This is a genomic window from Streptacidiphilus anmyonensis (genome assembly GCF_000787855.1).
GTDB lineage: Bacteria > Actinomycetota > Actinomycetes > Streptomycetales > Streptomycetaceae > Streptacidiphilus > Streptacidiphilus anmyonensis.
The window spans coordinates 277,612-290,433 of record NZ_BBPQ01000002.1 but is presented as its reverse complement, the minus strand read 5'-3'; the positions used below and the strand labels follow the sequence as shown (position 1 = coordinate 290,433).

The window sequence follows — 12,822 nt, the reverse complement described above, 5'->3', positions numbered from 1 at the left end:
CAGGCCGGAGCGGGGCTCTGTTGCGCGTGCTGCTGAGGTCAGCTCTGCGGGACGATGTTCTCGGCCTGCGGGCCCTTCGGGCCCTGGGTGACCTCGAACTCGACCTTCTGGCCCTCGAAGAGCTCGCGGTAGCCCTGGGAGTTGATGTTCGAGTAGTGGGCGAAGACGTCGGCGCCGCCGCCGTCCTGCTCGATGAAGCCGTAGCCCTTTTCGGCGTTGAACCACTTCACGGTACCGGTGGCCATAGGTTTCCCCATTCTCCAGAGTTGGTCGGCCCACGCAGGAGCGCGCTGGCCGGGTCGCCGGAATGATCACCCTGGTCGGAGAGACCTTAGAAAGCACGAACGCCCGTGATCGGGACCACGGGCGGTGAAGCTTAGGGAACCACGACTGCAACTGCGGCAAGCCTACAGGATGGGTCTGAATCACTCTTCGGCGTGGCGTAGGGCGTGCTTCGTGGTGACGTGATCGCCAAGCGTGTACGGTCGTGGCTTGCAAGACCGCAGAACGGAGAAAGACACAATCATGGCGACCGGTACCGTCAAGTGGTTCAACGCCGAGAAGGGCTTCGGCTTCATCGAGCAGGACGGCGGTGGCGCCGACGTCTTCGCTCACTACTCGAACATCAACGCCCAGGGCTTCCGCGAGCTGCTGGAGGGCCAGAAGGTCGAGTTCGACGTCACCCAGGGCCAGAAGGGCCCGCAGGCCGAGAACATCACGATCATCAACGTCTGAACCGTCTGCTGACGGTCCCGGCTCGCACGACGCCCCGCCCCGGTTCGCCCGGGGCGGGGCGTCGTCGTTTCCCGCCTCACGCCTCCCGCCTTTCCGCTTCCCCGGCGTCGTCGGCTCAGACCGCGTAGCGCAGGAACCCGCTGGTCGCGCGCTTCGGCAGGGCCGGGTCGGGGAGGATCGCCAGGGCCTCCAGGTCGGGCTGCCGCCCGGTCCAGGCCAGGCCCTGCTCCGCACCCATCGCGAAGGCTGCCGTCGCGCACGCGTCGGTGCGGGCCAGGCGCGCCGGGCCGGAGCTGACCAGCGTCAGCGAGAGCAGTCCGGTGGGAGCCTCGCCGGTGCGCGGGTCGAGGATGTGCGCGCCGCGTTCGGCCGTGCCGGAGGTGGCCACGACCAGGTCCCGGCCGGCCAGCACGGCCGCCAGCGCGCCCGGCCGGAACGGATCGGCCACGCCGATCCGCCACGGCCCGCCGACGGACTGCACGTCGCCGCCGCCGTTGACGCAGTGCTCCGTCGACCCGGCCTCGCACAGCAGTGCGCAGACTTGTTCGACGGCCCAGCCCTTGACCCAGCCGCTCGGGTCCAGCCGGCCCTCGGGGTAGGGGCTGAACCAGCCGTCCGTCAGCGCCTCGATCTCCGCGCAGCGCTCCAGCACCTCGGCCAGCTCCGGGCTCGCGTCAGCGAGCTCCGACTCGCCGTGCGCGATCCGGCTGACCTCGCTGTCCGCCCGGTAGGGGGAGAAGCGCGCGTCGATCGCGTGCAGCCGGGCGACCGCCGCGTGCAGCGCCTCGTCGACGGCGGGGCTCGGGTCGCGCACCACGAAGGAGAAGACCGTGCCCATCACCTGCTCGGCGTGGCGGGTGATCACTTGAGGCCCGCCTGGTCGAGCGCGCTCTGCAACGACTGCGTGTACCCGTCGCTGGTGTAGGTCGCGCCGGAGACCGCGTCGATCTGGGCACTCTGCGCGGAGAGCGCCTCCTGGTTGAGGACGGGCAGCGCGTAGCTGTTGATGTCCTGGTCGCGCTGCATCCCGTCCGGGTACTGGAGCACGTCGATCTTGCTGATCTTCCCGCCGCTGACGTCGATGCGGACCTGCACCGGCCCGTAGCGGGTGTCCACGGCCTGGCCGGTGTAACTGCTGCTCTTCGACGTGCTCGAGGAGCTCCCGCCCGCCTTGCCGGAGGGAGCGGCGGACGGCGCGGTGGTGGACGAAGCGTCGCCGTTGCCGGCGCTGCCTGTGCCGCCGGTGTCGCTCGTGCCGCTGGTGCTGCTCGTGTCGCTCCCGGAGCTGATGACGGGCGCCTGGGCGGACGCGGACTGCCCGCCGTGGGGCTTGAGGGACAGCAGCAGGACCACGCCGGCCGCCGTGGCGGTGGTGGTGACGATGGCGCGGCGCATGGGGCCTCCCGGAGAGCGCAGGGGCAGAGCAGAAGCTGGCGGATCAGAAGCTGAAGGACTCGTGGTGGATGTGGTGGCGCGGCACCCGCGCCTGGCGCAGCGCCGTGACGGCCTGCTCCATGAACGCCTCCGGCCCGCAGACGTACACGTCGTGACCGGCCAGGCCGGGGACCAGGTTGCGCAGCACCGTGGGCTGGATCGGATCGCCCACCTCGCTGCGGCGTCCGACCAGGAACTGGAGGCGGGCGCCGCGCGCCTCGGCGATCGCTGTCAGCTCGCGTCGGAAGAGCAGCTCCTGCTCGGCGCTCGCCCGGTAGAGCAGGGTCAGCTCGCCGGGCGCGGCCGGCAGGGTCTCGAAGAGGGCGCGCAGCGGGGTGATGCCGACCCCCGCCGCCAGCAGCAGCACCTGCCGCGAGCGACGCCGACGCGCGGTGAACGCCCCGTACGGGCCCTCGGCGCGGACCTTGGTCCCGGGCCTGAGCCCGGCGACGGCGGCGCTGTGACCGCCCAGGTCCTTGACCGTGAAGCGCAGGTAGTCGCGGGTCGGCGGAGCCGAGAGCGAGTAGGGGTTGGCGGCGAAGCGCAGGCCCTTGGCCTGGAACTGGAGCCGGAAGAACTGGCCCGCCTCCGCGCCCAGCTCGTCCAGGTGGCGGCCGGTCAGGAAGAGCGAGACGGTGCCCGGTCCCTCCGGGCGGACCTCGGCGACGCGCAGCTGGTGGCGTCGGTCGAGCTGCCACGGGCGCAGCAGCCGGAACCAGGCGATCAGTCCGGCGGTGCCGAGGTACAACCCGTACCAGAGCAGCCGCTCGGGGCCCTCGCCCAGGTCGGCGCCGTTGCTGAGCTGGTGGGCGAAGCCGAGGGTGACCGCCAGGTAGGTGGCGAGATGCAGGTAGTACCAGGTCTCGTAACCGAGCCGCTTGCGGGCGGCGCGCGCGGAGAAGAAGCCGGTGGCGAGGAGGATCAGCGTGCCGAAGGTGGCCTTCAGCATGTCCGGGTAGGTGAGCACCATGGTGACGCCCTCGCCGACCACGTTCTTGTGGGCGGTCAGCGCGTAGCCCCAGATGATCGTGGTCACGTGCGCGGCCACCAGGCCGACCAGGTACCGGCCGCCCATGGCGTGCCAGCGGGCCAGCCGGTCCGCGCCGACCTCGCGCTCCAGCAGCGGGATCCGGGCCATCAACACCAGCAGGACCGGCGCCGCGTACCCGGCGAGCAGGCCGGTGATCCGGCCCGCGTTGGTGAGCCACTGGTCGAGGCCGACGACGCCGAGGGTGTTCTTCCACCAGATCGCGATCACCGCGAGGGCGCCGAGGCCGATCGCGGCCAGCACCAGCCGGGGCACGGTGTCCACCGGGGCCTGTGAGCCGGAGGGGGCGCCGCGGTGCGCGCCGGTGCGTGCGGCGCGCTGCTGCGTGACAGCGCTCATGGTGCGGCTCCCTCTGTCCCTGACTGTCCCGGTTGGTACGGCAGCAACCCTGACAGCGCAGGTTCAGAATTCCCTATGAGTAAGACGTGACCAAGGGGCCGATCATGTGATATCGCTGCAGGTCAGCAGCCTGTTCGTGTGGAATTCGGCAGGCTCGGCAGCCGGAGTGATCTCATTGCATTCTCATGGCAGCTCGTCCGACTGCACCACAATGGCCCCCATGTCCCAGGAGACTCTCATGTCGACCCCGGCCCGACGCATCCTCGTCGTCGACGACGAGCCCGACCTCGTCGAGGTGCTGTGCGGAGCCCTGCACTACGAGGGCTGGGAGACGCGCGCGGCCGGCAGCGGCGAGGAGGCCGTGGCCATCGCGGGCCGGTGGCGTCCCGACGCGATCGTCCTGGACGTGATGCTGCCCGACTTCGACGGCCTGGAGGTGCTGCGTCGCGTCCACGCCGAGCAGCCCGAGGTGCGCGTGCTCTTCCTGACCGCGCGCGACGCGGTCGAGGACCGCATCGGTGGGATCGCGGCCGGCGGCGACGACTACGTGACCAAGCCGTTCAGCCTGGCGGAGGTCGTCGTCCGGCTGCGCGGTCTGCTGCGGCGGGCCCAGCCCGCGTCCGGGGCGGCGGGCGCCGGCTCCGAGCCCGGCTCCGACCAGCCCGGGGAGACCGAGGACGTGCTCACGCTGGCCGACCTCGTCCTCGACGAGCGCGCCCACGAGGTGGTGCGGGGCGGCGAACTGATCGAACTCAGCCCGACCGAGTACGCGCTGCTGCGCTACCTGCTGCGGCACCCGCGCCGGGTGCTGAGCAAGGCGCAGATCCTGGACGCGGTCTGGTCCTACGACTTCGGCGGCCAGGCCCATGTGGTCGAGCTCTACATCAGCTACCTGCGCAAGAAGATCGACCACGGGCGCGAACCCCTGATCCACACCGTCCGCGGGGCGGGCTACCTGATCAAGGCCCCGCACTCGTGAGCCCCGTGAGCGTCGCGTGACCGCCCGGGCGCGCCTGAGGCCCACGCTCCCGAGGCCGAGGCGTCCGCGGTTCCTGCGGCTGCCGCGCACGCTGCGCGGTCGCCTCGTCGCGGGCCTGCTCGCGCTGCTCGTGCTGGCCGGCACCGCGATCGGCCTGGTCACCGTGTCGGAGCTGCACCGCTTCCTGGTCGACAAGCTCGACCAGCAGCTCGCCCAGACCGGCGGCCGCTACGCCGTGAGCCTCCAGACGGACCCGCACGGCGACACCCGGGCCCAGGCCGTCGGCACCCTCGGGGTCGCCCTGCGGGGCGGGCGGATAGAGGCCGACGGGGTCGTCGACGGGGACGCGGACGACGCCGTCGGCGGCAGCGCCCGCGACCATCCCGTCCTCGACGCGCACGTGCAGGCCGTCCTCGCGGCCCTCCCGGTCGGCGGCGGGCCCACCACGAGACGCCTCGGGCCGCTGGGGGACTACCGCGTCGTCGCCCAGCGCGGCGAGGGCGGCGGCACGCTCGTCACGGGCCTGCCGCTGAGCCAGGTCGAGAGCACGGTCCGCCGACTGGTCCTGGTCGAACTCCTGGTCTTCGCCGGGCTGTTCGCCCTCACCGCGGCGGCGGGCACGTTCTGGGTCCGGTTGGCGCTGCGCCCCCTGGAGCGGGTCACCCGCACCGCCGAGCAGGTCAGCGCGCTGCCGCTGGCCAGTGGCGAGGTGGAACTGCGCGAGCGGGTCCCCGACGAGAACCCGCAGACCGAGGTCGGGCGCGTCGGCGTCGCGCTCAACCTGATGCTCGGTCACGTCGAGGACGCCCTCGCCCAGCGGCAGGCCGTCGAGGAGCGCCTGCGCGAGTTCGCCGCCGACGCCAGCCACGAGCTGCGCACGCCCGTGGCCGCGATCCGCGGTCACGCGGAGCTGGCGCTGCGCAGCCCCGAGCCGACGCCCGAGTCGGTGCGGCACTCGCTGCGCCGGATCGAGGCGGAGTCGCAGCGCATGGGCGCGATCGTCGAGGACCTGCTGCTGCTCGCCCGCCTGGACGCGGGCCGCCCGCTCGCCTCCGCCGAGGTCGACCTCACCCGCGTCGCCCTCGACTGCGTGACGGACGCCCGCGCCGTCGGCCCCGAACACAAGTGGCAGCTGGAACTCCCCGAGCACCCGCTCGTCGTGCGCGGCGACGCGGACCGCCTCCGCCAGGTCGTGGCCAACCTCCTCGCCAACGCGCGCGTCCACACCCCGCCGGGCACCCAGGTGGTGCTCGCCCTCCAAGCCGTCCCGGGCAGCGGCGCGGGCAGCGCCACGGGCACTGGCACGGGCACCGTCCGGGACGCCGTCCCGGAGGCGGTCCGTCTCACCGTCACCGACACCGGCCCCGGCATTCCGGCCCACCTCACCGGCCACGTCTTCGAGCGCTTCGTCCGCGGGGACCGCGCCCGTTCCCGCGCCACCGGCTCCACCGGTCTCGGCCTCGCCATCGTGCACGCGGTGACCACGGCCCACGGCGGGACGGTCTCGGTCGAGTCCGTCCCGGGCCGCACCGCCTTCGAGGTCCGCCTGCCGGTCCAGCCGGCCTGGTCGGTCCAGTCCGCCTAGCCGGTCCGGCCCGTCCAGTCCGCCTAGCCGGTCCGGCCCGTCCGGCCCGTCCGGCCCGTCCGGCCGGTCCGGCGGCACCGGGCGGCCGACGGCGGGAAAGTCACAGCGGGGAGCCGCTGAGTTCCGCCCGTCCCAGCAGGGATCGGAGTTCGCGGAGGCGCACGTGCTGCGCGCCGAGGGACTGTTCGGTCTGCGGCAGCACGGCGCGGAGCACCTGGACGGCCTCCTCGCGCCTGCCCTGCGCGAGCAGCGCGCGGGCCTGCGTGATCGCGGTGGCCGCAGCCGTCTCCGCGGTGAGGCGCGGGGGACGCGGCGCGACCGCGAGCAGGTCGAGGGCCTCCTGGTGGCGTCCCTGCGCGTTCAGCGCGTCGGCGAGGTTCACGTGGAGGACGTGGGCGTTGGTCGTGGCGGCGAACCCGCTCTCCGACATGGCGATCACCAGGCCCTGGCGGGCCGCCGACTCCGCCTCCATCGCGCGGCCCTGACCGGTCAGGGCGACGGAGAGCAGGATCAGCCCCGAGAGCCGGACGGACACGCCCGCCGGACCCGTCTGGGCCGCGGCGGACTGGAGCAGCCGGTGGCCCTCCGCCTCCGCCTCGGCGAAGCGCTCGGCGTGACACAGGGCGGCGGCGCGCTGCGCGCCGCAGATCCGGACCAGGTCACCGCGTTCGATGAGGTTCCTGGCCAGCTGGCCGAGCGCGCCCCAGGCCTCGGCGGCCTCGTCGTGGTGGCCCTGGTTGTCGAGCGCGTCGGCGTGCAGCACCCATGCCTGCTGAAGCGTCTGGCTGGTGCCGAGCCGCTCGCGGGCGGCCACGACGGCGGCGGCCTGCCGACCCGACTCCGCGAGGTCCCCCGTCGCGCGCAGTGCGGCGGCGAGGCGGTAGCGCAGCTCCAGCGTCACGTCGTGCTCGGCGCCCAGCCCGGCCACGGCCTGGTCCAGCCACGCCCGCATGGGGTGGACCATCTCGGCCTGTCGCCCGGCGTCGAAGTACGGCTGTGTCCCCAGCACCTTCGCCGCCAGGTCGGACGCCAACCGCTGCCGCGCCCGCCAGTCCTGCAAACGTCCCATCCCCCACCCCTCCTTGATCCTCGGCGCGTCATTGTGCCAGTTCCCGGCCGACAGGAGCCCAGGAGTTCGCGGGAGGTCGAGGGGCGCGCGGACGACCCGTCAGGGAAGACAGCGCCGCCCGTCCGCGGCAACGGGGGAATGGCGCGGACGGGCAGGCGGGAGCAATCCTGCACGGTGGATGATCATTTGTCGAGAGCCTGCGGAGCCTGATCTTCCGCCGCCGCGAAGCCGTGACATTCGCGCACCGGAAGCCGCGGATAACGCGGCAGCCCCGGGTCGGTCGCCGCACGGCCGCAGCGCAGGTAGGCCGTCCCGCGCCTGGTCTCGTTCAGCAGCCTGTGCGCGCAGCCCAGGCACAGGCCCGGGTGCGCGCCGAGCTTGGCGAGGGCGCTCGCGGCGTCGCTCGCGTCGCTCACCAGCCCCGGGCCTCCCACTCGGGCAGGTGGGGGCGCTCCGCGCCGAGCGTGGTGTCGTCGCCGTGGCCGGGGTAGACCCAGGTCTCGTCCGGGAGCGGCTCGAAGAGCTTGGTGCTGACGTCGTGGAAGAGGCTGCGGAACGCGGCCGGGTCGCCCCAGGTGTTGCCGACGCCGCCCGGGAAGAGGCAGTCGCCGGTGAACAGGTGGGGGTGTCCCTGCGGGTCGTCGTAGAGCAGGACGATCGCACCCGGGGTGTGGCCGACCAGGTGGCGGACGGTCAGCGGGACCTCGCCGACGCGCAGCGTGTCGCCGTCGTCCAGCAGCAGGTCGGTCGGGACCGGGATGCCGTCGGCGTCGATGCGGCCGGCCGCCGTCCGCGCGCCGGTGGCGCGGACGACGTCGGCGAGGGCGTTCCAGTGGTCCTGGTGCCGATGCGTGGTGACCACGGTGGCGAGGCTGTCCCCGATCGTCTCCTGGAGCACCGGCGCGTCCGCGGCGGCGTCGATCAGCAGCTGCTCGTCGGTGGCGCGGCAGCGCAGCAGGTAGGCGTTGTTGTTCATGGGACCGACGGCGATCTTGGTGATCACCAGGTGGGCCAACTCCCGGACGTCGGGCGTCCCGCCGACCTTCACCGCTCCGTGGTACGTCATGGGATCAGCCTAGCGGCGGGAGGGGCGGCAGGACGGTCTTCGGGTCCACGTCGAGGTCGTGCCCGTCGGAGCGGCCGGTCAGCCAGGCCAGCAGGGCCGGGCCCGTGCCGCGCACGGTGAGTTCGCGTGCGGCGGAGCCGCGTTCCGCGCCGGACGCGTGCGCCCCGCCCGTCGCGGAGTCGACCAGGACCAGGTGCGGCAGGTCCGGATGCCCGGCGAACTGCGCGCTCACCCGCGTCAGCTGCTCCCGCACGAAGGCCTCCGGCCAGTCGTCCGGCGCGTAGGCGTCCGGCAGGCCGAGGTCGACGTGGTGGTACTCGACCTCCTGGATCCGCCGGGCCGGCACCCCGGCCGCGGGGAACGCGCCGAGCCGGTGCGGGACCTCGACTGCCCAGGCGGCCTCCGGCATCGCGGCGACCGCCGCGTCGAAGCGCGCCGCGCTCGCGCGCAGGTCGGCGGCGTGCTCGGCGAGCGAGCGCTTCGCGCCCGCCTCGATGTCGTGCTCGCGGGCCTCCGGGCTCGCGTACATCGGCGTCGGCACACCCGTGCGGGCGCCGGTGAGCAGGTTCAGCAGTCCGTCCGCGTTGCGGGCGAGGTGGGCCAGGACGTGGCCCCGCGTCCAGCCCGGGAGCAGCGAGGGTTCGGCCAGCTGCTCCTCGCGCATGCCGTCGACGGTGGCCAGCAGTCGGGCCGTCGCGGCGGCCAGGACGGGAATGTCAGTGGCGGGTGCGATGCTCAAAGGATGTCCCCCAGAACCGGTTCGGTCGTGACTCGGAGCACTTGTCCGTCGTTCCCACGAGCGGAGTGTTCCACGCGCTAGCGTTTCATCCGTTCGGGCGAACACGGTCGATTGCCTGAAAAATCGAACACGTGATCCCATTACCCTTGTCTTGACTGGTTCCCCCCGTTCATCCGCTTTTGAAGGGCGCAGTAGCGTGGCAGACCGCCTCATCGTCCGCGGTGCTCGCGAGCACAACCTCAAGAACGTCTCGCTCGACCTGCCGCGTGACTCGCTGATCGTCTTCACCGGCCTCTCCGGCTCCGGCAAGTCCTCCCTCGCGTTCGACACGATCTTCGCCGAGGGGCAGCGCCGGTACGTCGAGTCGTTGTCCTCCTATGCCCGGCAGTTCCTCGGGCAGATGGACAAGCCCGACGTGGACTTCATCGAGGGCCTCTCCCCGGCCGTCTCGATCGACCAGAAGTCGACCTCGCGCAACCCGCGCTCCACGGTCGGCACGATCACGGAGGTCTACGACTACCTCCGCCTCCTCTTCGCCCGCATCGGGCACCCGCACTGCCCGGAGTGCGGCCGTCCGATCTCGCGGCAGTCGCCGCAGCAGATCGTCGACAAGGTGCTGGAGCTCCCCGAGGGCACCCGGTTCCAGCTGCTCAGCCCGCTGGTCAAGGGCCGCAAGGGCGAGTTCGTCGACCTCTTCGCCGATCTCCAGACCAAGGGCTTCTCCCGCGCCCGGGTCGACGGCAAAACGATCCAGCTGAGCGAGCCGCCGACGCTCAAGAAGCAGGAGAAGCACACCATCGAGGTGGTCGTCGACCGCCTCACGGTCAAGAAGAGCGCCCAGCGCCGCCTGACCGACTCGGTGGAGACCGCGCTGGTCCTCTCCGGCGGCACGGTCGTGCTCGACTTCGTCGACCTCCCGGAGGACGACCCGGAGCGCGAGCGCATGTACTCCGAGCACCTCTACTGCGTCTACGACGACCTGTCCTTCGAGGAGCTGGAGCCGCGCTCCTTCTCCTTCAACTCGCCCTTCGGCGCCTGCCCGGAGTGCACCGGCATCGGCACCCGGATGGAGGTCGACCCGGAGCTGATCGTCCCCGACGAGGAGAAGAGTCTCGACGAGGGCGCCATCCACCCCTGGTCGCACGGGCACATCAAGGACTACCACCTGCGCCTGATCAAGGCGCTGGGCAAGGAGCTCGGCTTCCGCACCGACATCCCGTGGGCGGGCCTGCCGGCGCGCGCCAAGAAGGCGCTGCTGTACGGGCACAAGACGCAGATCGAGGTCACCTTCACCAACCGCTACGGCCGCGAGCGCTCGTACACCACGGGCTTCGAGGGCGCGGTGCCGTTCGTGCAGCGCCGCCACGCCGACGCGGAGAGCGACAGCGCGCGCGAGCGCTTCGAGGGCTACATGCGCGAGACGGCCTGCCCGGCCTGTCGCGGGGCGCGCCTGAAGCCCGTGGTCCTCGCCGTCCGCATGGCCGGCAAGTCGATCGCCGACGTCTCCTCCATGTCGATCGCCGACTGCGCCGAGTTCCTCGGCGCGATGGAGCTGTCCGACCGCGAGAAGACGATCGCCGAGCGGGTGCTGAAGGAGGTCAACGAGCGGCTGAGGTTCCTGGTCGACGTCGGCCTGGACTACCTCTCGCTCGACCGCGCCGCCGGCACGCTCTCCGGCGGCGAGGCCCAGCGCATCCGCCTGGCCACGCAGATCGGCTCGGGCCTGGTCGGCGTGCTCTACGTGCTGGACGAGCCCTCCATCGGCCTGCACCAGCGTGACAACCACCGCCTGATCGAGACCCTGGTCCGGCTGCGCGATCTCGGCAACACCCTGATCGTCGTCGAGCACGACGAGGACACCATCCGCACCGCGGACTGGGTCGTCGACATCGGCCCCGGCGCGGGCGAGCACGGCGGCAAGGTCGTCCACTCCGGCTCCCGCGAGGGCCTGCTGAAGAACAAGGAGTCGCTGACCGGCGCCTACCTCTCCGGCCGCAGGGCGATCCCGCTGCCGGAGGTGCGCCGCCCGCTGGACGCCAAGCGGCAGATCACCGTCCACGGCGCCCGCGAGCACAACCTGCGCGACGTCGACGTCTCCTTCCCGCTCGGCCTGTTCACCGCCGTCACGGGCGTCTCCGGCTCGGGCAAGTCGACGCTGGTCAACGACATCCTCTACACGCATCTGGCGCGTGAGCTGAACGGCGCGCGCAGCGTGCCGGGTCGGCACACCCGCGTCACGGGAACGGATCTGGTCGACAAGGTCGTCCACGTCGACCAGTCGCCGATCGGCCGCACCCCGCGGTCCAACCCGGCCACGTACACCGGTGTCTTCGACCACGTCCGCAAGCTCTTCGCGGAGACGACGGAGGCGAAGATCCGGGGTTACCTGCCCGGCCGCTTCTCCTTCAACGTCAAGGGCGGCCGGTGCGAGAACTGCGCGGGCGACGGCACGATCAAGATCGAGATGAACTTCCTGCCGGACGTCTACGTCCCCTGCGAGGTCTGCCACGGCGCCCGCTACAACCGGGAGACGCTGGACGTCCACTACAAGGGCAAGTCCATCGCCGAGGTCCTGGACATGCCGATCGAGGAGGCGCTGAGCTTCTTCGAGGCGGTCCCGGCGATCGCGCGCTACCTGAAGACGCTGTCCGAGGTCGGTCTCGGGTACGTGCGCCTCGGCCAGTCCGCGACGACGCTCTCCGGCGGCGAGGCGCAGCGCGTCAAGCTCGCCTCGGAGCTGCAGAAGCGCAGCAACGGTCGGACGATCTACGTCCTGGACGAGCCGACCACGGGTCTGCACTTCGAGGACATCAGCAAGCTGATCAAGATGCTGACGGGCCTGGTCGACAAGGGCAACACGGTCATCGTCATCGAGCACAACCTCGACGTCATCAAGACCGCGGACTGGGTCATCGACATGGGCCCCGAGGGCGGCGCCGGCGGCGGCATGGTCGTCGCCGAGGGCACGCCGGAGGCGGTCGCGGCCGTGGGGGAGAGCCACACCGGCAAGTTCCTCCGCGACATCCTCGGCGAGGAGCGGGTCTTCGACTCCGTCCCCAAGCCGCGGAAGAAGCCGGCCGCGCGGAAGAAGGCCGCGGCGGCGGCGAAGGCGTAGCCGAGGGCACACCGGAGGCGGGTGCCGGCGGCGGGGCCCTGAGCTTGTTCACAGCCCTGCCGCATAGGGTGGTGGGCGGTTCCCCGCGAGGGCGGGGGCCGTCCGAGCCTGAGGAGACCCCGCCGCCGTGAACAGTGAGTCTGCAAACCCCGCGACGGGCACCGAGACGGCGGGTTGCTGCCGTCGCCAGCTGCTGCGCGGCGCGGCGGCCGTCGGGATCGCGGGCGCCGGAGTGGCCGTGCTGTCCGCCTGCGGCGGGTCGTCCTCGGCGTCGGCCCAGAAGGGCCCGGTCACCCTCGGCCCGACCAGCGACGTGCCGGTCGGCGGCGGCAAGGTCTACCGCGACCAGCAGGTCGTCGTCACCCAGCCGAGCGCGGGCACGTTCAAGGCGTTCAGCGCGATCTGCACCCACGCGGGCTGCGTGGTCGACGGCGTCGACAACGGCCTGATCACCTGCCCCTGCCACGGCAGCCAGTTCAAGACCACCGACGGCTCGGTCGCCCAGGGCCCGGCCCAGACGGCCCTCCCCTCCATTCCGGTCGCCGTCCAGAACGGCAAGCTCGTCGCGACCCTGAGCTGAGGCCCCGCAGAGGCGCGTCCGGGCGCCGTGGGGCGTCGCCGGTTCGACAGCCTCCGCCTTCGGCGCTGGGGGCACCGCCTCCGCAGGGCGGGTCGGCCACACGCGGCTGGGGCCGCGGGCCGCGCTTGGAAGC

13 protein-coding genes are annotated in these 12,822 nt (G+C 72.3%); 5 read left to right on the top strand and 8 right to left on the bottom strand.

Features of this window, described 5'->3' with window-relative positions:
* Nucleotides 1–38: 38 nt before the first annotated feature.
* A complete protein-coding gene (locus tag TR50_RS03880; RefSeq protein ID WP_042413934.1) occupies nt 39–245 on the bottom strand; it encodes a cold-shock protein in 207 nt (68 codons plus the stop codon).
* Nucleotides 246–525: 280 nt separating this feature from the next.
* Here TR50_RS03880 and TR50_RS03875 point away from each other — a divergent pair, with 280 nt between their 5' ends.
* Nucleotides 526–735, top strand: coding sequence for a cold-shock protein (locus TR50_RS03875; RefSeq protein ID WP_042413932.1), 210 nt, complete (start codon nt 526–528; stop codon nt 733–735).
* Nucleotides 736–850: 115 nt separating this feature from the next.
* Here TR50_RS03875 and TR50_RS03870 read toward each other — a convergent pair whose 3' ends face one another.
* The 3 genes from TR50_RS03870 to TR50_RS03860 are packed head-to-tail and all read right to left on the bottom strand — an operon-like array spanning nt 851 to nt 3,556.
* Nucleotides 851–1,573 carry an FAD:protein FMN transferase gene (locus tag TR50_RS03870; protein ID WP_084699743.1) on the bottom strand — a complete coding sequence of 241 codons (723 nt, stop codon included), beginning with the start codon at nt 1,571–1,573 and terminating at the stop codon, nt 851–853.
* Nucleotides 1,574–1,596: 23 nt separating this feature from the next.
* On the bottom strand, nt 1,597–2,130 hold the full coding sequence (locus TR50_RS03865; RefSeq protein ID WP_042413928.1) for an FMN-binding protein: 534 nt from the start codon (nt 2,128–2,130) through the stop codon (nt 1,597–1,599).
* Nucleotides 2,131–2,173: 43 nt separating this feature from the next.
* The gene (locus tag TR50_RS03860; protein ID WP_042413924.1) at nt 2,174–3,556 is read right to left on the bottom strand and encodes a ferredoxin reductase family protein; all 1,383 of its coding nucleotides are present in this window, start codon (nt 3,554–3,556) and stop codon (nt 2,174–2,176) included.
* A gap of 220 nt (nt 3,557–3,776) precedes the next feature.
* On the opposite strand from TR50_RS03860, the gene TR50_RS03855 reads away from it, so the two are divergent.
* Entirely contained in the window at nt 3,777–4,535 is a 759-nt protein-coding gene (locus TR50_RS03855) for a response regulator transcription factor (protein WP_236654249.1), read from the top strand.
* Nucleotides 4,536–4,551: 16 nt separating this feature from the next.
* Nucleotides 4,552–6,120: a sensor histidine kinase gene (locus TR50_RS03850; RefSeq protein WP_236654248.1), complete on the top strand. Its 1,569-nt coding sequence runs from the start codon at nt 4,552–4,554 to the stop codon at nt 6,118–6,120.
* Nucleotides 6,121–6,220: 100 nt separating this feature from the next.
* Here TR50_RS03850 and TR50_RS03845 read toward each other — a convergent pair whose 3' ends face one another.
* From TR50_RS03845 to TR50_RS03830, 4 genes are all read right to left on the bottom strand, one after another.
* Nucleotides 6,221–7,189 (bottom strand): tetratricopeptide repeat protein, encoded by a 969-nt coding sequence (locus tag TR50_RS03845; RefSeq protein ID WP_042413918.1) that lies wholly within the window; start codon nt 7,187–7,189, stop codon nt 6,221–6,223.
* A 182-nt stretch (nt 7,190–7,371) separates the two neighbouring features.
* A complete protein-coding gene (locus TR50_RS03840; RefSeq protein WP_152648236.1) occupies nt 7,372–7,605 on the bottom strand; it encodes a hypothetical protein in 234 nt (77 codons plus the stop codon).
* Nucleotides 7,602–8,255, bottom strand: coding sequence for an MBL fold metallo-hydrolase (locus tag TR50_RS03835; RefSeq protein ID WP_042413911.1), 654 nt, complete (start codon nt 8,253–8,255; stop codon nt 7,602–7,604). Before TR50_RS03835 ends, TR50_RS03840 begins: the two co-directional genes overlap by 4 nt.
* A 4-nt stretch (nt 8,256–8,259) precedes the next feature.
* Entirely contained in the window at nt 8,260–8,994 is a 735-nt protein-coding gene (locus TR50_RS03830) for a maleylpyruvate isomerase family mycothiol-dependent enzyme (RefSeq protein ID WP_042413908.1), read from the bottom strand.
* A 196-nt stretch (nt 8,995–9,190) separates the two neighbouring features.
* Between TR50_RS03830 and uvrA the strand changes: the two genes are divergently transcribed.
* Nucleotides 9,191–12,109 (top strand): excinuclease ABC subunit UvrA, encoded by a 2,919-nt coding sequence (gene uvrA, locus TR50_RS03825; protein WP_042413905.1) that lies wholly within the window; start codon nt 9,191–9,193, stop codon nt 12,107–12,109.
* 127 nt (nt 12,110–12,236) lie between these two features.
* The gene (locus TR50_RS03820; protein WP_084699707.1) at nt 12,237–12,689 is read left to right on the top strand and encodes a Rieske (2Fe-2S) protein; all 453 of its coding nucleotides are present in this window, start codon (nt 12,237–12,239) and stop codon (nt 12,687–12,689) included.
* Nucleotides 12,690–12,822 lie beyond the last annotated feature (133 nt).

Excerpts from the sequence above, each read along its gene's own strand:
- TR50_RS03880 (WP_042413934.1), bottom strand. The coding sequence starts at position 245 with ATGGCCACCGGTACCGTGAAGTGGTTCAACGCCGAAAAGGGCTACGGC.
- TR50_RS03875 (WP_042413932.1), top strand. The coding sequence starts at position 526 with ATGGCGACCGGTACCGTCAAGTGGTTCAACGCCGAGAAGGGCTTCGGC.
- TR50_RS03870 (WP_084699743.1), bottom strand. The coding sequence starts at position 1,573 with ATGGGCACGGTCTTCTCCTTCGTGGTGCGCGACCCGAGCCCCGCCGTC.
- TR50_RS03865 (WP_042413928.1), bottom strand. The coding sequence starts at position 2,130 with ATGCGCCGCGCCATCGTCACCACCACCGCCACGGCGGCCGGCGTGGTC.
- TR50_RS03860 (WP_042413924.1), bottom strand. The coding sequence starts at position 3,556 with ATGAGCGCTGTCACGCAGCAGCGCGCCGCACGCACCGGCGCGCACCGC.
- TR50_RS03855 (WP_236654249.1), top strand. The coding sequence starts at position 3,777 with ATGTCCCAGGAGACTCTCATGTCGACCCCGGCCCGACGCATCCTCGTC.
- TR50_RS03845 (WP_042413918.1), bottom strand. The coding sequence starts at position 7,189 with ATGGGACGTTTGCAGGACTGGCGGGCGCGGCAGCGGTTGGCGTCCGAC.
- TR50_RS03835 (WP_042413911.1), bottom strand. The coding sequence starts at position 8,255 with ATGACGTACCACGGAGCGGTGAAGGTCGGCGGGACGCCCGACGTCCGG.